Source organism: Sinorhizobium sp. (assembly GCF_059070375.1).
The window spans coordinates 474,515-499,771 of sequence record NZ_JCACWC010000002.1; the positions used below are offsets into that span (position 1 = coordinate 474,515).

The 25,257-nt window shown below is 61.9% G+C and carries 23 protein-coding genes; 14 read left to right on the forward strand and 9 right to left on the reverse strand.

Annotated elements, in window-relative coordinates; all coding sequences use genetic code 11:
* Positions 1-7: 7 nt before the first annotated feature.
* Both AC5J09_RS06830 and AC5J09_RS06835 read right to left on the reverse strand, forming a co-directional pair.
* Entirely contained in the window at positions 8-385 is a 378-nt protein-coding gene (locus AC5J09_RS06830) for a hypothetical protein (protein ID WP_100670352.1), read from the reverse strand.
* Positions 386-450: 65 nt separating this feature from the next.
* Positions 451-990, reverse strand: a complete 540-nt coding sequence (locus tag AC5J09_RS06835; RefSeq protein ID WP_018097010.1) for a hypothetical protein — start codon at positions 988-990, stop codon at positions 451-453.
* A gap of 413 nt (positions 991-1,403) precedes the next feature.
* Here AC5J09_RS06835 and queC point away from each other — a divergent pair, with 413 nt between their 5' ends.
* The 3 genes from queC to queE are packed head-to-tail and all read left to right on the forward strand — an operon-like array spanning position 1,404 to position 3,204.
* Positions 1,404-2,114: a 7-cyano-7-deazaguanine synthase QueC gene (gene queC / locus AC5J09_RS06840; protein ID WP_324763754.1), complete on the forward strand. Its 711-nt coding sequence runs from the start codon at positions 1,404-1,406 to the stop codon at positions 2,112-2,114.
* The gene (queD, locus tag AC5J09_RS06845; RefSeq protein WP_026168810.1) at positions 2,114-2,470 is read left to right on the forward strand and encodes a 6-carboxytetrahydropterin synthase QueD; all 357 of its coding nucleotides are present in this window, start codon (positions 2,114-2,116) and stop codon (positions 2,468-2,470) included. Before queC ends, queD begins: the two co-directional genes overlap by 1 nt.
* Positions 2,467-3,204, forward strand: coding sequence for a 7-carboxy-7-deazaguanine synthase QueE (queE, locus tag AC5J09_RS06850; RefSeq protein WP_127712266.1), 738 nt, complete (start codon positions 2,467-2,469; stop codon positions 3,202-3,204). The genes queD and queE overlap by 4 nt, the downstream gene beginning before the upstream one ends.
* A gap of 47 nt (positions 3,205-3,251) precedes the next feature.
* On the opposite strand, the gene AC5J09_RS06855 is transcribed toward queE, so the two are convergent.
* Positions 3,252-5,072: an ABC transporter ATP-binding protein/permease gene (locus tag AC5J09_RS06855; RefSeq protein WP_324763753.1), complete on the reverse strand. Its 1,821-nt coding sequence runs from the start codon at positions 5,070-5,072 to the stop codon at positions 3,252-3,254.
* 838 nt (positions 5,073-5,910) lie between these two features.
* Here AC5J09_RS06855 and AC5J09_RS06860 point away from each other — a divergent pair.
* On the forward strand, positions 5,911-6,162 hold the full coding sequence (locus AC5J09_RS06860) for a helix-turn-helix domain-containing protein (protein ID WP_018097005.1): 252 nt from the start codon (positions 5,911-5,913) through the stop codon (positions 6,160-6,162).
* Positions 6,163-6,247: 85 nt separating this feature from the next.
* On the opposite strand, the gene AC5J09_RS06865 is transcribed toward AC5J09_RS06860, so the two are convergent.
* Both AC5J09_RS06865 and AC5J09_RS06870 read right to left on the reverse strand, forming a co-directional pair.
* Positions 6,248-6,631 (reverse strand): response regulator, encoded by a 384-nt coding sequence (locus AC5J09_RS06865; RefSeq protein ID WP_324763752.1) that lies wholly within the window; start codon positions 6,629-6,631, stop codon positions 6,248-6,250.
* On the reverse strand, positions 6,628-9,351 hold the full coding sequence (locus AC5J09_RS06870; protein ID WP_494297209.1) for a PAS domain S-box protein: 2,724 nt from the start codon (positions 9,349-9,351) through the stop codon (positions 6,628-6,630). The genes AC5J09_RS06865 and AC5J09_RS06870 overlap by 4 nt, the downstream gene beginning before the upstream one ends.
* A 177-nt stretch (positions 9,352-9,528) precedes the next feature.
* On the opposite strand from AC5J09_RS06870, the gene exsH reads away from it, so the two are divergent.
* Entirely contained in the window at positions 9,529-10,926 is a 1,398-nt protein-coding gene (gene exsH, locus AC5J09_RS06875) for an endo-1,3-1,4-beta-glycanase ExsH (RefSeq protein WP_324763750.1), read from the forward strand.
* Positions 10,927-10,985: 59 nt separating this feature from the next.
* Here exsH and AC5J09_RS06880 read toward each other — a convergent pair whose 3' ends face one another.
* Entirely contained in the window at positions 10,986-11,975 is a 990-nt protein-coding gene (locus AC5J09_RS06880; protein ID WP_004434499.1) for a sugar-binding protein, read from the reverse strand.
* 416 nt (positions 11,976-12,391) lie between these two features.
* Between AC5J09_RS06880 and AC5J09_RS06885 the strand changes: the two genes are divergently transcribed.
* Both AC5J09_RS06885 and AC5J09_RS06890 read left to right on the forward strand, forming a co-directional pair.
* Positions 12,392-13,132, forward strand: a complete 741-nt coding sequence (locus AC5J09_RS06885; RefSeq protein ID WP_018097000.1) for an ATP-binding cassette domain-containing protein — start codon at positions 12,392-12,394, stop codon at positions 13,130-13,132.
* Positions 13,133-13,161: 29 nt separating this feature from the next.
* Complete coding sequence (locus AC5J09_RS06890) at positions 13,162-14,160, forward strand: ABC transporter permease (protein WP_004434515.1); 999 nt, start codon at positions 13,162-13,164, stop codon at positions 14,158-14,160.
* Positions 14,161-14,211: 51 nt separating this feature from the next.
* On the opposite strand, the gene AC5J09_RS06895 is transcribed toward AC5J09_RS06890, so the two are convergent.
* A complete protein-coding gene (locus AC5J09_RS06895) occupies positions 14,212-15,462 on the reverse strand; it encodes a S41 family peptidase (RefSeq protein WP_324763749.1) in 1,251 nt (416 codons plus the stop codon).
* 176 nt (positions 15,463-15,638) lie between these two features.
* Here AC5J09_RS06895 and AC5J09_RS06900 point away from each other — a divergent pair, with 176 nt between their 5' ends.
* On the forward strand, positions 15,639-16,121 hold the full coding sequence (locus tag AC5J09_RS06900) for a DUF1772 domain-containing protein (RefSeq protein WP_324763748.1): 483 nt from the start codon (positions 15,639-15,641) through the stop codon (positions 16,119-16,121).
* Between the two features lie 8 nt (positions 16,122-16,129).
* On the opposite strand, the gene AC5J09_RS06905 is transcribed toward AC5J09_RS06900, so the two are convergent.
* A complete protein-coding gene (locus AC5J09_RS06905) occupies positions 16,130-16,630 on the reverse strand; it encodes a DUF1772 domain-containing protein (RefSeq protein ID WP_324763747.1) in 501 nt (166 codons plus the stop codon).
* A 119-nt stretch (positions 16,631-16,749) separates the two neighbouring features.
* Positions 16,750-17,871, reverse strand: coding sequence for a site-2 protease family protein (locus tag AC5J09_RS06910; RefSeq protein WP_494297212.1), 1,122 nt, complete (start codon positions 17,869-17,871; stop codon positions 16,750-16,752).
* Between the two features lie 277 nt (positions 17,872-18,148).
* Between AC5J09_RS06910 and arfA the strand changes: the two genes are divergently transcribed.
* The 6 genes from arfA to AC5J09_RS06940 all read left to right on the forward strand — a co-directional run bounded on the left by arfA (position 18,149) and on the right by AC5J09_RS06940 (position 25,003).
* A complete protein-coding gene (gene arfA, locus AC5J09_RS06915) occupies positions 18,149-19,669 on the forward strand; it encodes an arabinosylfuranosidase ArfA (protein WP_102764459.1) in 1,521 nt (506 codons plus the stop codon).
* 61 nt (positions 19,670-19,730) lie between these two features.
* The gene (locus AC5J09_RS06920; protein ID WP_324763745.1) at positions 19,731-20,819 is read left to right on the forward strand and encodes an ABC transporter ATP-binding protein; all 1,089 of its coding nucleotides are present in this window, start codon (positions 19,731-19,733) and stop codon (positions 20,817-20,819) included.
* Positions 20,820-20,904: 85 nt separating this feature from the next.
* Positions 20,905-22,173, forward strand: coding sequence for an ABC transporter substrate-binding protein (locus AC5J09_RS06925; RefSeq protein WP_324763744.1), 1,269 nt, complete (start codon positions 20,905-20,907; stop codon positions 22,171-22,173).
* A gap of 79 nt (positions 22,174-22,252) precedes the next feature.
* The gene (locus AC5J09_RS06930; protein WP_018096985.1) at positions 22,253-23,128 is read left to right on the forward strand and encodes a carbohydrate ABC transporter permease; all 876 of its coding nucleotides are present in this window, start codon (positions 22,253-22,255) and stop codon (positions 23,126-23,128) included.
* A 3-nt stretch (positions 23,129-23,131) separates the two neighbouring features.
* Positions 23,132-23,956: a carbohydrate ABC transporter permease gene (locus tag AC5J09_RS06935; protein ID WP_004434537.1), complete on the forward strand. Its 825-nt coding sequence runs from the start codon at positions 23,132-23,134 to the stop codon at positions 23,954-23,956.
* A gap of 126 nt (positions 23,957-24,082) precedes the next feature.
* The gene (locus AC5J09_RS06940; protein ID WP_324763743.1) at positions 24,083-25,003 is read left to right on the forward strand and encodes an ArsR/SmtB family transcription factor; all 921 of its coding nucleotides are present in this window, start codon (positions 24,083-24,085) and stop codon (positions 25,001-25,003) included.
* The last annotated feature ends 254 nt before the right edge of the window (positions 25,004-25,257 follow it).

The following is a 25,257-nucleotide window of genomic DNA, read 5'->3' on the forward strand; positions in this document are numbered from 1 at the left end:
GCTCCTTTCATTTTTTCGGCTGGATGATTGCGCAGGTTCCATCCGACCGGCGCGTAATGGTGGTGCCATCGGGGCGGGTCACGCTCGCGGTCGCAAAGCTCTCTCCGCCGGAGGATCCGCTCGTCGCCGAGGATGCGGAACTGCTGCTGGCAGACCCACCGCTCGCTGCTGTGCCGCCGCCAACCGTCGTGGACGAGGATACGCTGCCAGAACCGGCTGTGACCGACGACGAAACGCTGCCCCCTTCCGACTGTTCATGTTCGATGACCATGCATGTCGAACCGTCGTCGAGTTTGATCTCTTTCGCCGCGGCATGGTCCGGGGCGACCATAGCAGCCGCGAACAGTGCCGTGACAGCCGGGATTAAAAATGAACTGGAGGTCATCGGAGCTCCTCCTTTTTTGAAGAACGCTGGCTTCGGAGGGCGCTCCGAAGCCAGCCGAGTTGACGTCAGCAGGACGGTTTGTTGCCCTTTGAGGCGTCCTGCTTGGCGAGGCCAGGAGGACAATTCTTGTTGCTCTCATCATCCTGAGCGGCGTCGCGGGCGCTGTTTTCATCGCCCTGGACACTGCCGGTGGTCTCATCCGATGTTCCGCCACCCGATCCAGCGGCTGAACCACCGGTTCCAACGGAGCTGCTGGAGCTTCCGCCGCCCGCGGACGAGCCGCCGGTGCCAAGGGTCGAAGCGGAGCCGGCGCTACCCGAGCCGGCGGCCGATCCGCCCGTCCCGACCGAGCTGCTTGACGTACCGCCGCCGGCCGAAGATCCGCCCGTTCCCAGTGTCGATGCAGAGCCGGACTGGCAATCGCTGGTGTTCGGATCGCAACCGCCACCAGCCGAACTTCCGCCCGTTCCGACGGTGCTGCTCGAGGTCCCGCCGCCGGCGCTGGTGCCGCCGGTGCCGATCGTTGTACTCGATTGCGCGAACGCGCCGAGGGTGGTGCCCGCGAGAAGGCCCGCCGCGAGGGCCGTCCTGATGAAATACCGCATTGGAGTTCCTTTCCTTACGTTGATGTCCTTGAGGCTGCAACCTGCCTACCAACCCAAACCCGCGTAACGTGTTCCGGGCTGGGACTTCGGACCGAAGGGATGCCGGCACATAGTCTGGAAGACGATCGGACCTTTGTCGGTTCGGCGCGTGCATAGGTCCGAGCGGCGCTTGCGAATGGAACCGGGCTGGCATGCGGTTCGTTTTGTGCCCTTGGTTTTCGGGCAACCCTTTTCAACAAACTGACAGTGCTTGCTCCCGGGGGGGGCCCTGTGGCTCAGTTTTTGATTTTTGGCCGTTGGACAATCCGTTTCTTCCATACCGGTCGGCCATTCACAAACGGTCCTCTATGGCCTAGAAGGCGCGCAGTAGAACTCCGGTCGCAGCCTACCCGGTCAAAACAAGGACACCTGTCATGAAGACAATTGTAATCTGCTCCGGCGGATTGGATTCCGTTTCGCTTGCGCACAAGGTCGCGGCTGAACAGGAGCTTTCCGGCCTCCTGTCGTTCGATTACGGCCAACGGCACCGCAAGGAACTGGATTTCGCCGCCGCCTGCGCCATGCGCCTCGGCGTCCCGCACCAGATCATCGACATCCGCGAGATCGGCCGCCATCTCACCGGATCGGCGCTGACCGACGATTTGGACGTGCCGGACGGGCACTACGCCGAAGAGACGATGAAGGCGACGGTGGTGCCGAACCGCAACGCCATCATGCTTGCCATCGCCTTCGGCGTCGCTGCAGCCCGCAAGGCGGATGCAGTCGCGACCGCCGTGCATGGCGGCGACCACTTCATCTATCCCGATTGCCGGCCGGGTTTCATCGACGCTTTCCAGGCGATGCAGAACCGCGCGCTCGACGGATATGCGGATGTTGCGCTCTATGCGCCCTATGTGAACGTCGCCAAGGCCGACATCGTCGCGGACGGAGCCAGGCACGGCACGCCCTTTGCCGAGACATGGTCCTGCTACAAGGGCGGTACCCACCATTGCGGGCGCTGCGGCACCTGTGTCGAACGGCGCGAAGCCTTTCACCTCGCGGGTGTCCCTGATCCGACGGAGTACGACGATCCGGTTTTCTGGGTGGCGGCGACCGGCTCCTTCGTTGCCGAAGAGGTGAAATGATGTTCCGCATCACCAAGGAATTCCATTTCTCCGCCTCGCACCAGCTGAAGAGCCTTCCGGCCGAGCATCAATGCGCCCGACTGCATGGGCACAACTACATCGTCGAGGTCGAGCTTTCCGGCGAAAGGCTGAACGAGCACGGATTCGTGCGCGACTATCACGAGCTCGCACCTCTGAAGCAATATATCGACGAGTGCTTCGACCACCGCCATCTGAACGACGTGCTCGGGCACGATCGGGTGACGGCGGAATGCTTGGCGCAGCATTTCTACGAATGGTGCAGAGCCCGGCTACCCGAGACGACGGCCGTTCGCGTCAGCGAGACGGCAAAGACCTGGGCGGAGTATCGCCCATGATCCACACCCGATCCGACGAAATCCGCGTTAGCGAGATCTTCGGACCGACGATCCAGGGGGAGGGGGTGCTGATCGGCCTGCCGACGGTATTCGTCAGGAGCGGCGGCTGCGATTTCCGTTGTTCCTGGTGCGACAGCCTCCATGCCGTCGACAGCAGCTACCGGCATGAATGGCAAAAGATGTCGACCGAGGAGGTCTGGCAGGAAATCGTTCGGCTTTCGGGCGGAGAAGCTGTGATGGTGTCGCTATCGGGCGGCAACCCGGCAATACAGCCGTTCGGCGATCTGATCGCCCGCGGGCTCGAAAAGGGCTATCGATTTGCCCTGGAAACGCAAGGTTCGCTTGCCCGCGACTGGTTCGCCGCTCTCGACGTTCTGGTGCTCAGTCCCAAGCCGCCCTCGAGCGGGATGGAGACCGACTGGGAAGCCTTGGACGACTGTCGCCGCAGTGCTGGGAGCAAGCCGCAGACGGTGTTGAAGTTCGTGGTCTTCGACGAGACGGATTATGCCTATGCGCGGGCCGCCGCCGCGCGCCAGCCGGATCTGCCCGTCTATCTGCAGCCCGGCAATCATACGCCGCCGCCCGCGGACCAGGCGGACGCGCCGATCGATATCGACGGCGTGATGGAGCGGATGCGCTGGTTGGTCGACAGGGTCGTTGCAGACCGGTGGTTCGGGGCGCGGGTCCTGCCGCAACTGCATGTCCTCATCTGGGGCAACAGGCGGGGTGTTTGAAGCAGCAGTCGCGCGTCTCCTCAGGCCGCAGCACGGCTGATCCGACTTCAAGGCGCACCGCGTGCGGCCACCTCCAGGCCCGAAACGCCTCCGCCGAGGCGAACCGGCTTCAGGGCCGGGCCTTCGGCGTCCTTGACGAGATGGATCACGCGAGAGAACTGCACTCCGTTCCGCGGCGTTCGGCCGATCTTGATTACCGCGGTCTCCCGCAGGTCGGCCTCGAAGATCGAAAGTGCCCGTTTCAGGGCATCGGCGTCCATGGTCTCCAGCGCTTCGTCGATGACGACCCAACGGGGTTTCTGCACGAGGAGCCGGGCGAAGGCCAGGAGGCGCTGCTCGTCGTCGCCGAGTTCGCGTTCCCAACGGGCCTCGCGATCGAGCGAAGTCGCAAGGTGGTCGAGCCCGACCTTCGAAAGCGCAGTCACGAGCACTTTGTCGGGAAAACTGTCGGCGTGCGGATAGGCAAGGGCGTCGCGCAGCCGGCCGCGGGGGAAATAAGGCGCGCGAGGAATGAAGGCCACGGTTTCGCCGGCAGGCATTCCCACGCGACCGCTTCCCCAGGGCCATAGCCCGGCGAGCGCGCGGAAGACCAGCGTCTTCCCGGCACGCGGATCGCCGATGATGTTGACCCGTTGACCGGGGGCGATCTCGATACGAGACTCTGCCAGCCTGGTTCGCCCCGAGCGGGAGACCACCTCGAGGTTCTCGAACGTCATGGTGGCAGTGTCGTTCTCGACGAAGTCGATACGCTTTTCGTCGCCATGCAGCGTGTCTGCGGTGATCAGCGCGCGGCGGAAGGCGGCAACGCGCAGCAGCGTTGCGCGCCAGTCCGTTATCGCGCTCACATTGGCGACGAACCATTTCAGCGACGAATGCACCTGATTGAACGCCCCCACCGCCATCATCAGGCCGCCGAAGCTGATGTTTCCCGCGAAATAGACGGGCGCCGCAACCAGAATGGGCGCGACGACCGTGACCCAGCCATAGCCGTCCTGAACCCAGGCAAGATTGATTTCGGCTCGGAATATGTTGCGCGTGGCGTCGAGCACGGAGGAGAGGTCGAGTTGCAGACGCCGTCGCTCTCCAGCCTCGCCGCCCGCAAGCGAGATACCGTCGATATGCTCGTTGGCGTGCATCATCGAGAAGCGAAGATCGGCCTCGCGGGCGTAGCGCTCGCCGTTCAGAACGATCAGCCGGCGGCCGACGAGCCAGCTCAGCCACGATGCGGAGCCGGCGTAGAGGATTGCAGCCCACACCATGTAGCCCGGAATTTCCAGCGACCGTTCGCCGATCTGGAAGGCAAAGCCCGCTGAAAGGGACCAGAGGACGCCGACGAACGAAATGAGCAAGATCGACGATTGCAAAAGCCCGAATCCGAGGCTGGTCGTGAGATCGGCAAGGTGTCCGGCATCCTCCTGCATGCGCTGATCCGGGTTCACGCCGATCGTGCCGGCATTGGCCAGTCGGAAGGCACGTCGCGGCCGCATCCATTCGCCGATCAAGTCCAACGTCAACCCTTCGCGCAGCTTCAAGCGCACCATCTGATTGAGCCATTGCTGGGCGACGTTGAACACCAGCAGGACGCCGGCGAGCAGGACGAACAGCATGAGCTGATAGAAGAAGCTGTTGAGATCACGCCGCTCGATCGCGTCGAAGAAGGGCCGGTACCAGCGATTGAGAACGATCTGCCCGATGGCGGTGACGATGATTATGGTGAAGCTGCCGGCCGCGAGCCACAGGATAGGCTTCAAAACCGGCGAGTCGACGAATGCGTGCCGCATCATCTCGAACTGCTGCCAGATACTGCTGCCTTCCGGTGGGGCGGTGGGCGTTCGGGCCTGAGCCTCATTGCCGGTTTGGTTCTTCATCTCCAATTTCTCCTCGGCGCACACGGCATCCCAGTCTAATCCGCGAAAAGCGCGAACGGAAAAGATCCGGGACGTTGTGTTTACGGTCGCCTCTGTGGCTTGAACAATCTGCCGGCCGGGGCAAGTGCCGTATGGCAGCGCCCGGTTTCATGCTCGGCGGCGGCGGTCCGACAAGTGGAGATTCAGTGCCGAGCAACAGTCGGTACGAAGCAAATAGGCCGTTAAAAATCTGTAATAGAGCTAAATTAGAAATCCCCATACTGCTCAATGTATGGACAACGGCGCCGACTGAAAACCGGATTTTGATCCGTTCCTAGACAGTCGGACCCCACCCGTTTCCGGAACGGCATCGCTGAGCATGCAGCCACGACGTGCGACCCTTTGAATGTATTCGAGATTTTCTTCTGCAACTGTCGCATGGGAAGTACCTGACAGGTCCCACCGGCTATACAGTAAACTTTTGTGATCTACGAGGCCTGACCGTTATCGCCGCCGGACATTTGCCCGTCGTCAGCAATATTTGAGCACGGTTCTCGGGCCGGTGGCCGAATCGGGACATCGCAACCCCACGATGCCGAAATCCACATTCCGGTGCTCGACTGGCGCTTCCGGTGCACAAGAGCGATTTCGGCTTGTCCATGTTACAGCGATGACATAAAACGTTACCGCCGTCCTGCAGCGCCGCGCGTCTCACGCGCACAAAGGTTGCTGCAGCACTTTTATCTGTTGCATGTCTTTTCCCTTGAATTGCGGTTCAGGGGGCATGCAGTGACGCGTGTCGACCCGTACTCAACAGCAAAATTCGTAAGAATTTTCATGCCAAGAGAAGGAGACATTTATGTCTATTTCACCCTCCAACATTGGCGACAAGGAAGCCGCTCCGATGCCCAACGGCGACATCGCCGCTCGCGTCAAGGCCGCGCGTGAAGCGGTCGGCTACAGCATCGAGGATCTCGCGGTCACCTGCGGCCTCGCCGTCGTCGAAATCAACGATATCGAGAACGGCACGGAGTTCAGCCCGGCGAAGCTCAAGCGCGTCGCCGGTGCACTGCAGGTGCCGCTTTCCCATTTCCTGCCCACGGAAATGTGAGATCGGCAGAACGAGGTGCGCGGTTCCGCCATCCTCTGCCGGAAGCGCTCAGCACCGTGACCCGTTGTAATCTGGCCCGGCCGGCTCATACGCCGGCCGGGCTGCCATGAAACGGGTGAAGGCCTTTTATCTTCTGGATGAGCTGCGTGCCGTTGAAGGGTTTTGCCAGGCGAGGCAGGGCACGAAATCGTTCAGGCAAGTCAAACACGGTGTAACCGGTCAACAGAAGCACCGGCACCTCGCGCTCCATGAGTTCATCGACAAGTGGATAGGCGAACTCGCCTCGTAGGTTCAGGTCAAGGGTCGCGATATCGAACGGGTGTGCGCGGACTGCGGAAAACGACTGTGCGAGGCTCGTGAATGGGCCGATCACCGAATAGCCCGCCGCGACGAGATCGTCTTCAATCTGAAGCGCGACAAGAAACTCGTCCTCGACGACGAGCACACGGCATCGGTCGCCGGGGTTCATCCCGGAGCTCCGCGCGGATAAGGAACGTCGATCGTACAAACCAGGCCTTGCGGCGCAAACTCGAGATGCACTTCACCGCCAAGATCCGAGGCGAGGACCCGCTCGAGCAACAGACGCCCGAAACCGTTGTGCTTGGGCGCAACAACCGCCGGTCCGCCCGTCTCGCGCCAGCATATCCGCAGCCGCTCACTTGCCACGTCGATCATCCATTCGATATCGACTTTTCCGCTCTTGACGGAGAGTGCCCCGTGTTTCGCGGCATTGGTTGCAAGCTCGTGCGCCGCCATGCCGAGGGTGAGCGCATGCTTGGGCGGCAACATCGCCGGCGGCCCCGCAAGGGTCACGTTGGTCCTGCCGTCGTCCTGATAGGGTGCCAGTTCGTCGAACAGCACGGTTTTCAGGGAAACTCCAGACCAGCTCGCCTCCGCCAGGCGCGTATGCGTCTGCGCGAGCGCCCTTATGCGCGCATCGAAGGAACGGTGCGCCGCGGTGGCGTCCGGATTGGTCGAGAAGGTCTGTCGTGCGATCGAGCCGACGATCGCCAGCGTGTTCTTCACGCGGTGGCTGAGCTCGGCGACGAGGAGATTGCGCTGCGCTTCGGCCTCTCTGCGCTCCGTGATGTCCATGCAGACGCCGATCAAACGCCTTTTGGGGCCGTTGCGCGGCGAAAGCTGTCCGAAAGCCTCGATCCACCGGGTAGTCCCGTCGGGGAGCTGAGCACGGTAGACGACGTGGTAGTCTCCCTCTTCCTCGATCGCCCTGGCCATCTCGCGCTCGATCAAGGGAAGATCGTCCGGGTGTACGTCGCGCTTGAAGTCGGCCAGCGTTCCACCGAACGATCCGGGCTCGATACGGTGAAGCGCCTCCAGCCCCGGCGACCAGATCACCTCACCCGTTTCGAGGTTCCACTCCCAGGCGCCCATATGTCCTGCATCCAGTGCGAGCTGCAGGCGCCGTTCGCTTTCCTGGAGCGCCTCCTCGGCCTGCTTGCGTCCGGTGATGTCGACAGCGGCAGCGACAGCTCCGACCACTTCGCCTGTGACGTCGCGCAGCGGAGTCGCGTTGCCGAAGATATGACGGGAGCTTCCGTCGTCGAAGCGTATTTCCTCCTCGAAGTTCTGCACCTCTTCGCCCCGCGCCGCCCTTTGTACGGGCATCTCCTCCGGCGACAATGCCCGCCCTTCCGAGAAAACGCGGAAGTTGGTGGGGTGTTCGCCGGGAGGCGCCGACATCGAAAGGTTGCTGTCGTGCGGTAGCCGCAAAATCTCGTAGGAGCTGTTATTGCCGCTGATGACGCGGCAATCCGGCGTGCGCGCCATCCAGATCAAAGCCGGGACGGCCTCCATGATCGCCGCCAACTCGGCCGCGCGCGCCCTTTCGTTCGCCTCGTTGCGGCGCAACTGCTCTTCCGCCTGGCGCCGCGCATATTCGGCTCTCATGCGCTGAATGCTGAATCCGAGTTGCCGCGCGATGGTAAGCGCCATGCCGATTTCGGTTTCCGCAAACTGATGTGGCCGGTCGTAATAGGTCATGAATTTGCCTATCAGCCTGCCTTCCGTGACGATCGGGAAGAAGCCGAGCGCGCCAATACCTTCGCCGACTATGCTCTCCTTCAGCTCCCGCGAGATTTCCGTCTCGTCGATATTCTCGACGAAGATCGGCTCGGGTTCGTTCGCTCCCGTATGCCAAGGGGAGTGTCCGTCGACAGCGCGCTGGTAATGCTCTGAAAGGCCCCGGGCGGCGACGAACCGCATGGTCCCGGAATCGTCGAAAAGCAGAATCGACGCACGGTCGCAATTCAACGCGCCCTGGATGGCGTCCAGTGTCGCCTCGTAGCCTTCTTCTATCCGTTTGGTACGCTGAACCCTTTCAGTCAGACGATACAGCGCGGCCTGCTCACGAAAGCGCGCAGCCAATGCCTCTGCCGCGCTTTTCGTCTCGGTGATGTCGCGGGCGATCTTGGAGGCGCCGATGATGCGGCCGGTTGCATCCCTGACCGGCGAAACGGTGAGCGAAATATCGACGAGAGTCCCGTCCTTGCGCCGGCGCTTGGTCTCGAAATGGTCGACCAGTTCGCCTCTACGAATGCGTTCGAGAATGCCGGGCTCCTCGCTCAGACGTTCCGGTGGTATGAGGAGGGTGATCGACTTGCCGATAACTTCTTCCGCCGTATAGCCAAAAAGCCGCTGCGCGCCGCGGTTCCAGCTGGTGATGATCCCGTCCAGGTTCTTCGCGACGATCGCATCGTCGGAAGATTCGACGATCGCGGCGAGATAGCGGGAACTGCGCTCCATATCCTTCGCGCCGCTGAGGTCCACGAGAAGATTGACGGCTCCTGTCAATGCGCCCGTGTCGTCGAAGATCGGCGTCGGATGCGGGAGAAGCGGGACCGAGGTGCCGTCCGGACGGACCGCGATAAGTTCTTCGCCCCTTATCGGCCGCCCTTCTTTCAATGCGCGCGCCATCGGGCACTGGTCGTGCGCAAGAGGCGAGCCGTCCGGCCGCCTCAGTTGCCAACTGACGCACCAGCGATCCTTGCCGAGCTCCGGCTCGCGCCCCGCAACGGCCACCGCCGCGGCGTTGCAGTAAGTGACGATACCTTCAGCGTCGGTCGTGTATACCGGCACCGCGAGTGCGTCGAGCACGGCCCGATAATCGGTCGCCTCTGAAGTCGTGACATCGTCGATCGTCGTTTTGGGTAGAATTTCTGCGCCGTGCATGTTCCCTCCGCAGCCGCCGCCAACTTCAAAGAACGCAGCCATCGCTGCTTTGTTCCGCGCCCGTCCCCCAAACTCTTGGGGGTTATTAAAACGGCAGCCCCGTCTAGATTAGGCCTGAGGACGCGATCAGCGCCGGGGTGAGCGGAGGAAACCGAACATCAAACCGGAGACATTTCGATGAGCAAAACCGTATTGAACGCCGTGGGAACGCCGCTTTACTACAGCGGCAGTTCGACTGCTTGGTTCTCCGCCACCGGCTCTGGCCCCACGCTCCATGGCACTGCCGGCAACGATTCCATGTGGGGCGACAGCTCCGTGAACGTCACCATGATCGGCGGCAGAGGCGACGACATTTACTACCTGTATTCGTCGATCAACCGGGCATCGGAAGCGGCCGGCGAGGGCGTCGACACGATAAGCACGTGGATGAGCTACACCCTTCCGGCGAACTTCGAGAACCTCACGGTTACCGGAAGCGGTCGTTTCGCATTCGGCAACGATACGGACAACATCATAAAGGGCGCGTCGGGAACGCAGACGATCGACGGGCGCGGCGGCAACGATGTCCTGATCGGCGCGGGCGGTGCCGACACCTTCGTGTTTGCGCGAGGCAACGGAAGCGACCTGATCACCGATTTCAACTATGACGACATCGTACGCCTCGACGGCTACGGCTTCACGTCGTTCGAGCAGATTCTGTCCAATGTGGCTCAGGAGGGCGCGGATCTCCGGCTCCATCTCGCCGATGGCGAGAGCCTGGTATTCGCGAACACCACCGCCGACGAATTGCAGGCGCACCAGTTCAGGCTAAGCCTCGACCGCTCCGTCCTGTCTCAGACTTTCTCGGACGAGTTCAATACGCTTCAGCTTCGAAACGGTACAAGCGGGGTCTGGGACACCAAATTCTGGTGGGCGCCGGAAAAGGGAGCGACGCTTTCCAGTAATGGCGAGCAGCAATGGTACATCAATCCGAGCTATGAGCCGACCGCTTCCGTCAACCCCTTCTCCGTCAACAACGGCGTGCTGACGATCACGGCCGCGCCGGCGTCGGAGGCGATCCAGGCCGAGATCAACGGCTATGATTACACGTCCGGAATGCTGACGACCTACTCGTCCTTTGCCCAAACCTACGGCTATTTCGAAATGCGCGCGGACATGCCGGACGACCAGGGCGTCTGGCCGGCCTTCTGGCTGCTGCCCGCCGACGGTTCCTGGCCGCCGGAACTCGATGTCGTGGAAATGCGCGGACAGGACCCGAATACCGTCATCGCCACGGTGCATTCCAACGAAACGGGATCGAGGACGAGCATCGAGAATGCGGTGAAGGTCGCAGATGCGAGCGGCTTTCACACATACGGGGTGCTTTGGACGGAAGAAGAGATCGTCTGGTATTTCGACGATGCGGCGATCGCGCGCGCCGATACGCCTTCCGACATGCACGACCCGATGTACATGCTCGTCAACCTGGCGGTCGGCGGCATCGCCGGCACGCCCAGCGACGGTCTCGCAGACGGGTCCGAAATGAAGATCGACTACATCAAAGCCTATTCGCTCGACGCGGACTGGCAGATCTGAACCAGGGAGTGCAAAGGCCGGCAATCCTGCGGCGCTGCAGGCTGCCGGCCTTCGACCGGCTATTTCTGGATGCAGGTATCCGCGGTCTCCTTGGTGCACTCGTCGAGGCCGGTGAAGACCGGGTCTTCGACCGGTTTGCCGGCGATCAGGTCCAGCATGACCTGCGGGGCCTTGTAGCCCATTTCGAATGGCCGCTGCCCGACGAGAGCGGTGACCAATCCTTCCCTGGCGATGGCGACCTCCTCGCCGATCGTATCGGCAGCGCCGATGACGAATTCGTTCTTGGCGATCTTGTCGGCCATCGGCTTGAACAGATCGCGATAGGGCTGTGGCGCGCCGAACAGCGGCCACCCGCCCATGATCCCGAAAGCATCGAGGTCGGGATTGGCGGCAAGGATGTCGGTCATCGCCTGCACGCCCTTGGCGCCGTCGTCATTGGTGAAGACCGGGCAGCCCGCCACTTCGGTCCAGTTGCCTTCGCCCTTGAGTTCCGCCAGGCCTTTCTGGCCGGTCAGGGCGTCCCGCATGCCCTGGGCGCGGCGCAGAATGTTGTCGGCGCCGGGATTGCCCTCGATGGTGCAGATCTTGCCGCCATCGGGCTTGGCCTTCTTGATGTACTCGCCGATGCGGTAGCCCATCAGATAGTTGTCGGTCCCGAGATAGGTCTTGCGCAGGGCAGAGTCTTCGGCGGCGAGATCCGCGTCCACGGTCATGACCGGCACCGATGGATTGGCAGTCTTCAACGTCTGGGCGATGAGCTTCGCATTGGATGGCGAGATGGCGATTGCGGCGGTTTCAGCCTTGCCCAGCATGTCCTGAACGATCTGCGCCTCGCCAGCCTCATCCGAGGTCGAAGCCGGACCCGTGTAGAAGCACTCGTATTCCGAGTCCGGATTTTCCTTGTTCCACTTCTGGCAACCCTGGTTGATCGCTTCGAAGAAGGGATTGTCCAGCCCCTTCACCACGATGACGAGCTGTTTCTTCTGGGCCATGGCCGTTCCGGCGCTGAGTGCCAGAGCGGCAACGGCAAGCAATAGTGCCTTCCTCATTCCTTCCTCCCTTGAAACAAGCGGACACGCGCGTGCCCGCGCCTTGAAATATCAGAGTTTCGGGTAGGCGGCGGCGTCGCGCAGCCGTCGATCCATCGAGGCATTGAAGAGCGGCCGGTCGCGCGCGGATTGTCGACCAGCGCTGCGATGAGGTCCGCCTGACCCTGTCCGTGCCCCGGGGACAAGGATCAGCATGCTCTCCTCCCAGCACCAGCTAATATCCACGCGAACGGCACGTCAACGACTATTTGTATGACAATATGCGTTTCAGCGTATGTGCGGAGCGATTTGTAGGACTATTGATTGACGCTTTCCCGCGCATTTGCGTAAATGGAGGCGGTCGCCTTGCCGGGAGCGCGCGAGAGCGGGGCAAGCGACCGAGGAGGCGGCCCGCTGCTTCGGGAGGCTAGACGGCTGTGGCAGTTCTCGAACTCGTCAATATTTCCAAGCATTTCGGCGCCATTCAGGCGGTCAGCGACGTGTCGCTCTCGCTCGACCGCGGCGAGGTGGTCGGGCTCATGGGCGACAACGGCGCCGGCAAGTCGACTCTGGTCAAGATGATGGCCGGCAACTTCCGGCCGAGTCATGGAACGATCCGGCTCGACGGTGCGGAACTCGTGATGCATCGCCCGGTCGAGGCGCGGCAGCACGGCATCGAGATCGTCTATCAGGATCTGGCGCTTTGCGACAACCTCACGGCTGCTGCAAATGTCTTTCTCGGGCGGGAGATCAGGCGCGGCATCGGGCCGCTGCGCATACTCGATTACAGGGCGATGTATCGCCGCGCCGGCGAGATTTTCAAAGAACTGAAGTCGGAGACGCCGCCGCGCAACCTGGTCAGGCAAATGTCGGGCGGTCAGCGGCAGGCGGTTGCAATCGCGCGGACGATGCTTTCAGAGGCCAAGATCGTGCTCATGGACGAACCGACGGCGGCCATTTCGGTGCGCCAGGTGGCCGAGGTGCTGAACCTGATCCGCGAGTTGCGCGACCGGGGCATCGCCGTCGTGCTGATCAGCCACCGTATGCCGGACGTCTTTACCGTCGCCGACCGGGTGATCGTTATGCGTCGGGGCAGGAAGGTCGCCGACAAGCCGATCGCCGCGAGTTCGCCGGAGGAGGTGACGGGACTGATCACCGGCGCCATCGAACAGGTGTGAACCATTCGAAAAGAAAGCGAAGGTCGACAATGGCAATTACGCTCGATCGAGCAGTCGGACAGAGAGACCGCGGATGGCTCTCGTTCCTGTTGGCCAGCCAGGCATTCTGGGTCCTGGTGGCGGTCATCCTCGCCTGCCTCTTCCTGTCGGTTGCCACCGACTCCTTCGCAACGGCCAAAAACCTCTACAACATCACGCGCAACTTCACCTTCGTCGCGATCATCGCGCTTGGAATGACGCTGGTCATCATTACCGGCGGCATCGATCTGTCGGTGGGGTCGGTCCTCTGCCTGTGCAGCATGGTGCTGGCCGTGGTCATGCATGCCGGCTACGGCATAGAGGTGGGTATTGCCGCCTCGATCGGCACGGCGCTGGTCGCGGGCGCATTCAACGGCGTCATGATAGCCTATCTCGGCTTTCCACCTTTCGTGATCACCCTCGGAATGCTCTCGATCGCGCGAAGCCTGGCGATGGTCGCATCCAACAATACGGTCGTATTCGAGTTCGGCCCGGACCACGACACGCTCCTGGCTCTTGGCGGCGGCGCCTGGTTCCTCGGTATCGCCAATCCGGTGCTCTACATGATCGTCCTGGCGCTCCTCACCGGCTTCGTTCTGCGCTGGACGAAGTTCGGCCGCTACGTCTTCGCCATCGGCGGCAACGAGCACGCCGCGACGCTCACCGGCGTTCCGGTGAGAAGGATCAAGGTTGCCGTATACATGATCTCCGCGCTCGCGGCGGGGATTGCCGGCATCATCCAGACCGGCTGGCTCGGCGCCGTGACGACCAATATAGGTGCAGGAATGGAGCTTCAGGTCATCGCCGCTGCCGTCATCGGCGGCGCCAATCTTGCCGGCGGCGCCGGCACGGCTTCCGGCGCCCTGATCGGAGCTGCGCTGATCGAGGTGATCCGCAACAGCCTCGGCTTGCTCGGGATTAACGCATTCTGGCAGGGCGCCTTCATCGGCGGCGCCATCGTGCTCGCCGTGCTTTTCGACCGGATCCGAAACTTCCGGCAAAGCGAATAGACGAGGGAAGGCGGGCCGACGCGGCCCGAATTCAAGAACCGGTTCGCCGGCTCAGCCCTTGGCGAGGATGCGCCGCATCTCTTCCATGGCGGCTTCGCGCTGGGGGTCGCGTCCGTCGGCATAGGGCAGGGGGAACGGAACGGTTACGTCCGGCTCGACGCCGCGCCCCTCCAGACGCACACCGTCATCGATCACCGCGTCGGAAACCGCAAGCTCCAGAATGCTGTCGTCCGGCAGGATATAGGCGCGGCCGGCGAGAAGCGCCCCCGCCGTGCGCGTCCCGACGAGCGGGATTCCGTTGGTCTTCAACGCATAGGCGAAGAGTTCGAGGCCGCTTCTCGATCCCTCGTCTATGATGGCGACGATCGGGCGTCGCCAGCGGACATTGGCGAGCATATCCTTGCCGTTGCGGGAGATCAGCCTGAAGTTCGGCGTATCGCCGACGAAGAGCTCCGCCGCGTCGGGCGGACCGCCGCCCCAGCGTCCGCGCAGATCGACGACGACTCCATCGGCGTCCTTGAGACGGCCGGTCGCCAGTTCACGCGCCGCGATGTCGAGACCGTCGGGACTTGAAAGGGTCCAAAGACGCAGGTAACCGATGCGTCGCCCGTCGCTCTCGTTGACGGACACGCTGTTCTCGATCGCCTTTTCGAATGTGGGCAAGGGCCGCAGCCGTTCGACCGCGACACTGGCCGTGAAGGGCTGTGCGCCGGGATTACGGCGCAGGCGGATCTCCACCTTTTGTCCGATCCTGTCGCGGAAGGATTCGATTTCGCGATACGGCGCGCCATCCACCGACAGAACCTCGTCGCCCACCCGGATACCCGCCTTGTCCGCAGGCGAACCGTCATAGACGTCGCTGACGAACAGCAGGCCGTTTTCCATCCGGGCGACCATGCCGACCCCGGCATAGCTGGCCCGGCCATCCGGCGGGAACAGCCGCTTCATGTCGTGGCGGATAGCGTAACGGAATATGTCGGCGAGCTCGTAATAGGCAATCGAATCCCGCGTGAAGCGAGCCGTATGCGACGCGTCTAGGCTCGCGAGGACTCTCTCGACCGCAGCGTCGAGCCGGGGCTCCGTGCTCTTCGCGTTCAGCGGGTCGCCGCCGTCGAGTTCCTGCCGCACCGCTGCGCCGAAGCCGTCGAGCGCTGCGGGATCGTGAAAGTTGTCGACGACAAGCGTGACGACACGGTCGAATATCGGATGACCCGAGCGCGGCAGGTCGAGGCCGAAGCCCTGGGCAGGAACGAGGAGAAGCAGGAACCCGGCCAACAGGCCCCCGGGCATCTTCGCGTGCATGGATCGATCTCCGTTCTCCGGGGATCATACCGGCACATCGGCGACTGCAGTGAGGCCTCTCTCAACAACATTCCGTGAGGTCGGCGAGAGCGGCATAGTCTCTCTTTTTCATGGAACACTTGCCCATCGCCAAAGTTGTAGGCCAGGCTGCCGATGACATACGTAAAGGCGGGGAAATGGTCGTTTATCTTACAGGCCTGGTATCGCTGCTGCTCGCGGCTCTCAGCCTCGGCCCCTCCTTCGCCCATGTATTGGAGGCGCCGCCGCGGCTGTTCGTCTGGGCGCCGGAACTGTGGCGCGAGGCGACCGTCTTCAACGGCCAGTTCGCGCTTTTTGCAAAGGTCGGCGGGCCGCTCGACGTCACGACGATACTGGCGGCGTGCTTTCTTTCCTACCTGCTCGCCAATGAGCGGCCGGCGTTCTGGTTCGCCCTCGCCGGCGCGGTTTTATTTGCTGGAGCGCTGGCGGCGTGGTTCACGCTGGTCGCTCCGGCAAATGCGATCCTGGCCACCTGGAAACCAGGCCCGATCCCGCCGGACTTCGAAGCGATACGCCTCAGATGGGAGACGGGCCACATGGCCGTCGCCGCGTTGAAGGTCCTCGGTTTCGGGTCGATTTCTATCGCCCTGCTGGCACCGCGCCTTGGCAGTGGCACATAGCGCAGTCCTCAGAGAGCTATCGCCGTTGCGAGCAATACGAGGCTGGCGAGGCCGAGAACGGCCCGTACGACATGGGATCGCTCCCAGCGGTCCCGCAGGGCGGTCCAGTCCGTGCTTTCCGCGGCCGTCGAAGCGCGCGGGGCGCCGAAAGCGAAAAAGCGCGCCCCCGTTCCTCCCAACTGCGTATCCTTGAGCCAGAAGTTGTTTACGGGGTGCGTCAACATCCAATAGGCCGCGTGCATCGCCAGCAAGCCGGCGAATGCCCCGGCCGTCAGCCAGAATGCCGTCGTCCCGCCGGGCATCAGGAAGAGGAGAGCAGCAGTAAGAAGCAGGGCCGCCGGCTCTGCTGCGCCCCCGATGGTGAAGCCCGGATAGTAGATTGCCTGCATCGCCAGATATTGTTCCTTAGGCAATCGCAATTTGCCGGGCAACTCGAGTGCATGGGCAAGGGCCAGTGCCGTTGCTATCGCGACCAGGACGATCGTGAGAACTTCTACCGTCACGAGCATTAAGTCGATCCGATTTGCCTGCAGGTTCCTCGACCTTGCGTGTTTCGCCAGGACGCGCAGCGCCGTAGGGTTGTGGCCCAAACCCCGGAGCGCCGATTCGGTTCCATCATTCTTCGAGCTCAGCCTCGGCTTCCGGTCTGCCGCAGGTGGCCGAATCGGAAGCGGCCCGGGGCGGCCGCGCGCACCATCATCATCTCGCCGATCGTTTCGTGCGTCATCAGCCCGACGAGGCGGTCGGAGCCGTCCAGGACGGCGAGGGCCGGCGAATGGGATTCCTGCATGAGCCGCAGGCTTTCCTCGAGGCGTTTGCGATGATGGATCGTCGGCAGGTTGCAGCGCATCGCGGCGACCACCGGTGTCGATGGGCCTTTCTCCTTCAGAGCGCGGATCATGTCGTCGCGCGTCAGCAATCCCTCGAAGTGGCCTGCGGCATCGACCACCGGAAATTCGCGCTGCGTGGTGGCAAGCAGCGTGTCGATGGCGTCGTCGATGGTCGCCGACCGGTCAAGGGTCGCGAATTCGGTGATCATCACGTCTGAGATCATCACGCTGCCGGAGATCTCGCGGATCTGGGCGTTCTGGGCTTCCGCCGTTGCGGCCAGATAGACGAAGATGGCGATGAAGATGAGAAGAGGATTGTAGAACAGACCGACGAAGCCGAAGACGAAGGCAAGGCCCTGGCCGATCGTTGCGGCGATCTGGGTCGCACGCGACCAGCTGAGCCGCGAGGCGAGAGCGGCCCGCAATACGCGGCCGCCGTCCATCGGGAAGGCGGGGATCATATTGAAGAGCACGAGGAAAACATTGACGCCGGCAAGCCTTGCCAGAAATCCGCTCTGGGGGTCTTCGACGCCCGCTATCTGCTCCATGCCCGCCGAGCTGCCGAGGATGGCGATGAGCACCGCGGCAATCGCCACATTGACCAGAGGACCGGCGATGGCGATTACGAATTCCTGGCCGGGCTCTTCCGGCATGCGCTCGGGTCTGGCGACGCCGCCGATCGGCAGCAGCGTTATGTCCGGCGTCTTGATCCCGAAACGGCGTGCCGCCGCGATGTGGCCGAACTCGTGGAGCACGACGCAGACGAAGACGGCGACTATGAAAGCAATCCCCTCCATCGCAGCCGGTGTGCCGCCGATCCGGTAGTGCATCAGCCATATCCAGATCAGAAGCAGCGCGAAGGTCACGTGCACGCGAATTACCGTGCCGGCAATCGTTCCGATACTGAAGGACCAAGCCATGAGCGATATGCTCCGTCCAGTTCTCAGGCCCGCTGAGGAAGCGCCGTTCCATCATGACAGTTGCTGCCGCGCCACACAATCGCAGGTGCCCTTAGCCGTCTAATCGGTTGGCCGGGGGATCGTTCCGCAGGCGGCGGCGAGACGAGGCCAAGGGCGAAAAATCAAGTGAGCTACTCCCATGTGTATCGGATATACTGATATAAAACAAAACTCTTGAAATAAAAAATCATACAATTTAGCTTCGTCCAAAATCGACTTCAATAAACGAGGAAACACCATGCGAGCGAAGGCTACCCTTAATCGGGAATATACAATCTCGTCCGTCGACAAGCGGGTCTACGGCTCGTTCCTGGAGCATATGGGCCGTGCCGTTTATACGGGGATCTATGAGCCCGGCCACGAAAATGCGGATAAGGACGGCTTTCGAACCGATGTTTTGGATATGGTGCGCGATCTCGATATGCCGATCGTCCGCTATCCCGGCGGCAACTTCGTTTCCGCCTATCGCTGGGAGGACGGTATCGGGCCGCGCGAGGAGCGTCCGGTGCGCCTCGATCTCGCCTGGCGCACGCGCGAAACCAACCAGGTCGGCGTCAACGAGTTCGCCGATTGGGCAAAGCTTGCGGGTACCGAGATGATGCTGGCGATGAACCTCGGTTCACGCGGCCTCGACGACGCACGCAACTTCCTCGAATACTGCAATCATCCCGGCGGCACCTATTGGAGCGATCTGCGCGCAAAGCATGGCTACAAGGAGCCGCACAATGTACGCATCTGGTGCCTCGGTAACGAGATGGACGGACCTTGGCAGGTCGGTCACAAGAGTGCGGCCGAATACGGCCATCTCGCCAACGAGGTGAGCAAGGCCTTCAAATATTTCGACAAGACGCTGGAAACCGTCGTCTGCGGCTCCTCGAACGACAAGATGAAGTCCTACCCGGAATGGGAGGCGACGGTTCTCGAAGCGAGCTACGACAGCGTCGACTACATCTCGCTGCACAAATATTTCGGCAACGAGGAGCAGGACACCCTCAATTATTATGCCAAGGCGATCGAACTGGACCGGTACATAGTGACGATCGGCGGCGTGATCGACTACATCAAGGCGAAGAAGCGTTCGAAGCGCGACGTCAAGATCTGCTTCGACGAGTGGAACGTCTGGTATCACGACCGCAAGGAGGACGGCGAGCGGATTGCCAGCTGGGACTGGCCGGAAGCGCCGCCGCTGCTGGAAGAGCTCTACAATCTCGAGGATGCGATCTTCGTCGGCTCTCTGCTGAACGTCTTCATCCGGAGATCGGACCGCGTCAAGATCGCCTGCATGGCACAGCTGGTCAATGTCATAGCGCCGATCCTCACCAAGGCCGGCGGCCCCGCCTGGCGGCAGTCGATCTACTATCCGCTTCAATATGCCTCGAAATACGGCCGCGGCACCGCGCTCACCGTGGCGCAGTCCGGCCCCACCTACGATTGCGAGGTGGCTCAGGACGTGCCCTATCTCGACCTGTCGGCGGTGCTGCACGAGGACGGCAAGTCGATCGCCGTCTTCGCGATCAACCGCAGCCTCGACGAGCCGCTCGGCCTCACCCTCGATCTTCAGGGCTTCAAGGGGGCGAAGATCGTCGAGCACCAGATGCTCGCAGGCGACGACCTGAAGGCGCGTAACTCGGTCGAGGATCAGAACCGCATCGTTCCCAAAGCCGGCAGGGAACTCGCCATCGACGATGCGGGGACGCTGGTCGGTTCGCTGCCGCCGCGCTCCTACCACTTCGTCCTTTTGTCCGTCGCTTCTGCATAAGCCTTTCCGGCCCGGGCGGCCGGGTGACGCCCGGGCCGGAATTCACTATCGGGGAGGTTCAATGTCCGGAATCAAATTGACCGGCGTCAGCAAGTCGTTCGGCGCCGTGAAGGTGATCCATGATGTCGATATCGAAATAGGGCAGGGCGAGTTCGCTGTCTTCGTCGGGCCCTCGGGCTGCGGGAAGTCGACACTGTTGCGCATGATCGCGGGGCTGGAGGAGACGACCGGCGGCGAAATCAGGATCGATGCCGAGGACGTCACCCACAGGGAGCCATCGAAGCGCGGCGTCGCCATGGTCTTCCAGTCCTATGCGCTCTATCCGCACCTCTCCGTATTCGACAATATGGCGTTCAGCCTTTCCATCGCCCGCCGGCCGAAGGCGGAGATCGAGCAGAAGGTCAAGGCAGCCGCGGAAATCCTTCGGCTCTCGGACTATCTGAACAGCAAGCCGAGCCAGCTTTCGGGCGGCCAGCGTCAACGGGTCGCAATCGGGCGCGCAATCGTGCGCGAGCCGCGGGTCTTCCTTTTCGACGAGCCGCTTTCGAACCTCGATGCCGAGCTCAGGGTCAAGATGCGCATGGAGATTGCCCGGCTGCACCGCCAGATCGGGGCGACGATGGTCTACGTCACCCACGATCAGGTCGAGGCGATGACCCTGGCGGACAGGATCGTCGTGCTGAAGGCCGGCGTCGTTCAACAAACGGGTGCGCCCCTCGAGCTTTATCGCAATCCGGACAACATGTTCGTTGCGGGCTTCATCGGCTCGCCTGGGATGAATTTCCTGAAGGCACGCGTCGTTCCCGGCGGCGGCGACAGGCTCACGATCGAGCTCCACGACGCGCCAGGAGTTCCGTTCGAAATTCCGGCTCGGGCGGGTGTCGCCCCGGGCGAAGAGATTTTCATCGGGGTAAGGCCGGAGCACATCACGCTCGGCGAACGGGAGGGCGGCGTCGGCCTGGACGTGACGGCCGAGTTCATCGAGGAACTCGGCGGGACCGGCTACCTGCACGCCCTCACGACGACGGGGGAGGAAATGACCATCGAGTGCCGCGGCGACGAGCGGCCGCAACCCAAGCAGGCGGTCCGCCTGACCTTGGCACCCGAGGAGATGTTCGCCTTCGAGGGAAGCGGCGATCGGCTCCGTTGAAAGCGGTTCGGATGGGACGTCATCCGGGCGAGAAGCAATGCGGCGCAAGCCGGTGGATTGAACTTCAAAACAGGAGGAGAGAGACGTGAAGAAGCTACTGAAACTTGCCCTTGCGGGTGCGCTGGCGGTCCTGCCTTCGGCAGTTGCCCATGCGCAGACGGACATTACCTGGTGGGACTTCCTGAGCGGCGGCGACGGCGTCCGCATGAAGGCGCTCATCAAGGAGTTCAACGACACGCACCCGGACATCCGCATCAACGCGACCACGCTCGAATGGGGCGTACCCTTCTACAGCAAGGTCCAGACGGCGGCCGCCGTCGGCCAGCAGCCCGACATCATGACCTATCATCTGTCACGCTTCCCGCTTGCCATACCCTCGGGCGTTCTGCGGCCGCTGGCACCTGAAGAGCTCGAGGCAGCCGGAATCAAGAAGGAAAATTATGTCGAAGCGAGCTGGAACTCGGCTTCTGCCGACGGCCAGACCTATGGCATTCCCTTCGACGTGCATTCGGTTGTCCTCTACTACAACAAGAACATTCTGAAGGAGGCGGGCCTGCTCGGGGACGACGGCCTGCCGAAGGGCCTGGACGGGCTCGACAACTTCAACGCCGCCCTCGAAAAGATCAAGGCGACCGGCAAGGTCCAATATCCGCTTTCGCTCCACACCGACGAAGGCGGCTCGATGTGGCGGGTATTCTACACGCTCCTTTCCCAGCAGGGCGCCAAGTTCATCGAAGGCGAGGAGATCCTGCCCGGCGAGGCCGGCGTCAAGGCGCTGACATCGATGGCCAACTGGGTTTCGTCCGGCTATTCGCCGGAACTCATATCCTATGAGGCTTCGATCGCGCTTTTCACCTCCGGCAAGGCGGCCATGCACATCAACGGCGTTTGGGAAGTGCCGACGATGGTCGATCTCGAGAAGAACAACGATCTCGGCTTCGAATGGGGCGCTGTCCAGATCCCGGTTCTGATGGGACAGCCTGCAACCTGGGCGGACTCCCATGCCTTTGCCGTTCCGAACAGCGAAGAAAAGCCGATCTCGCCGGAGAAGCTGAAAGTGGTTCTCCAGATCATTGCCTGGATGAACGAACACAGCATCTCCTGGGCCGGTGCCGGCCACATTCCAGCCTATAAACCGGTGACCGAGAGCGCCGAATTCAAAGCGATGCAGCCGAATTCGACCTACGTCAAGCTCGCCGACACCGCGGTATTCGATCCCGTCTCTCCGCTGGCCGGCGTTGGCGGACCGATCTACGAGGCGACGCAGAATTTCATCGTGCCTGCCTTGAACGGCCAGCTCGATCCGGCGGATGCCATCGAGCAGATGCGCGAAGAACTGAAGAGCCAGATGTAACGCGAAAATCAACGGACCGGCCGGCCACTGCGCCGGCCGGTGGTTCGTACATTTGGCAACGGGGAGGACTATTTCGGTGATGACGAGCGAGAGACGGAGCAAGACGCTGACCGCGGTTCTGATGATCACACCGTTCGTGATCACCTATCTGACGGTCTTTGCGTATCCCGTCTACAAGATGTTCGCCTTGAGCTTTACCAACGCGCCGCTGATCGGCGAAGGCGAGTGGGTCGGCTTCGACAATTATCTGAAGCTGCTCAACCAGAAACTGTTCTTCACATCTGTGTGGAACACGGGCTATTTCGTCGTGCTCACCGTCGTACCCAACACGCTGATCGGTCTCGGTCTGGCGCTCATGGTCGTGCGCCTCAAAGGCTGGCTTCAGAGCCTCATCCTGGTGCTGTTCTTCCTGCCCTATATCCTGCCTGTCTCGGTCGTGACGCAGATCTGGGAGTGGGTGCTCGATCAGCAATTCGGGATTGCGCAACATGTCATCGAATTCGTCACCGGCAGGCGCATCAGTGTCTTTCGCGATCCTCTCTGGGCAATGCCTATGGTGGCCCTCGTCACCGTCTGGTGGACCAACGGCTTCAACCTTCTGCTTTTCATAGCCGGCCTGCGCAACATTCCGGCCGACTATTACGAGGCGGCAATGCTCGACGGCGCGACGCGCTGGCAATGCTTCAAGCGCATCACGTGGCCGCTGATCTGGCCGGTCACCGCGCTCGTCCTGACACTGCAACTCATCCTGCAGCTCAAGATTTTCGATCAGGTCTATCTGATGACGGAAGGCGGTCCCTTCAACTCGACCTACGTCCTGCTTCAGCTCGTCTATCGCGAGGCGTTCCGCCTCAACCACGGCGGGCTCGGCTCGGCTGTGGCGGTCTTCCTGTTCCTGATCATCGTGACCGTATCGGTGCTTCAGTACCAGCTTCTGCGCGTGAGGGGGCGCTGAGCGATGCAACGGAAATCCATCGGCAATATCCTTCTTCTGCTTCTTACCCTGTGCGTCGCGTGCATGTGGGCGTTTCCCCTCTACTGGGCGGCGGTGACGTCGATGAAGCCGGAACAGGAGGTCATCAGCAAGACGACCTTCATCCCCGACGTCTTCAACTTCTCGGCCTATTATTTCGCTTTGTTCGAGACCAATCTCGCAACCTGGTATGTGAACTCGCTCGTCACCTCGATAACCGTCACCGTGGTCGTCATCCTGATCAGCGTAATGTGCGCCTATGCGCTGTCGCAGATCGTCTTTCCGGGCCGGCGGCTCCTCTACGGGATCATTCTCGCGAGCTTCATGGTTCCCTCCCAGGCCCTGGTCGTTTCGCAATTCGTGCTGATGTACCGCTTTGGCCTGATCAACAGCTGGGGCGGCATCATCCTGCCGCAGCTCATCGTCCCGGTGGTCGTGATCGTCTACAAGCAATTCTTCGACTCCGTGCCGAAAGAGCTGCGCGAGGCGGCGAAGCTCGACGGCTGCGGCGATTTCCAGATCCTGTTCCGGCTTTATCTTCCGCTCAACTGGGGGATCACGACGGCGCTGGCGATCATCACTTACATCATGGCCTGGAACGCCTTCCTCTGGCCGTTCCTCGTGACGAATTCGGAGGAGATGATGACGGTGACCGTCGGTATCACGCAGGTCGACGACGCCTTCGGCGTGAAATATGCACGCGACATGGCCGTCGCAATTCTCGCGGCGATGCCGGTCGCGCTCGCCTATCTGCTCTTCCAGAAGAGGGTGACGCAGGCGCTGATGCTGTCATCCGGCATCAAGGGCTGAGCGGACGATCCGCGGCGGTTTCGACCGCCTCGGATCGGCATTCGTGAAACGAAACAGTGCGACAATTGGCGGAGGGGCGTGTTATCAGCGCAGATCACGCCTGAGCCGGAGCGGCAGTAGCAGAGTATGGAGACGAAGCTTCTTACAGTGGACCCGATCAAGGATGCGGATGTCGTCCAGGCATTGGGCTCGGCAACGCGCATCGAGATGCTCAACCTTCTGCGCCTGAAGGGGCCTCTGAACGTCAACGAGATCGCGACCCATATGGGCCTGCCGCAATCGACGACGGCGACCAACCTCAAGTCTCTGGAGAGGGCCGGCCTCATCCAGACGCATACGATGAAGGCGACCAAGGGCAACCAGAAGATCTGTTCCAGCATCTACGGCGAGATCCTCATCCGTTTCGACGACCGCACCAATCTTGCGGACGACGTCGTGACCGTCAGCATGCCGATCGGCCTTTTCACCGAATTCGAGGTGGAAGCGCCCTGCGGACTCTGCTCGATCAACAACGTCATAGGCATGCTCGACGTCCAGGAAGTCTTTCTCGATCCGCAGCGCATGCAGGCCGCACTGCTCTGGTTCACGCGCGGCTATGTCGAATACAAGTTTCCGAACAATGCCAAGGTCACGGGGCGGACGGTCCGGAAGATCGAGTTCTCCGCCGAACTGAGCTCCGAGACGCCGGCCACCAACGCCAACTGGCCCTCCGATATCTCCATCTGGATCAATGGCATCAAGGCCGGCTACTGGACGTCGCCCGGTGATTATGGCGACCGGCGGGGCATGTATTCGCCGGCCTGGTGGAAACTCAGCGGCTCGCAATACGGCAAGCTCAAGACCTGGTCCATTGACGACCGCGGTACATGGATCGACGGCGCGATGGTGTCGACTCAGACGATAAATTCCCTCGGCATACCGGATCATCATTCGATACGGTTCCGGATAGGCATCGACGAGAAGGCGGAGAACCCCGGAGGGCTGAACATCTTCGGCAAGGGTTTCGGCGATTTCGATCAGGACATCGTCATGACGATCTATTTCTAGGGTCGCGGTGTCCGGCAAAGGGTAGCGGCGGTTCGTGGTCTCGACATGCCGGGCCCGGAAGGACCACATGCAATGCGATGCCCAAGTTCTTCTAATGGCTCGCGCAAGTTCTTGTCGTTTGTGAAATGCGCACAGGGCTCATAAGCATGTCCCGTCCGTTTGCCTCGTCCGGTTGCTGTGCGCCGGGCACGCGCCGCAGCTTCGGCGCGTCCGGCCTGACGGACGGCCGCACCCGCCATGCGGGAGATCCAAAC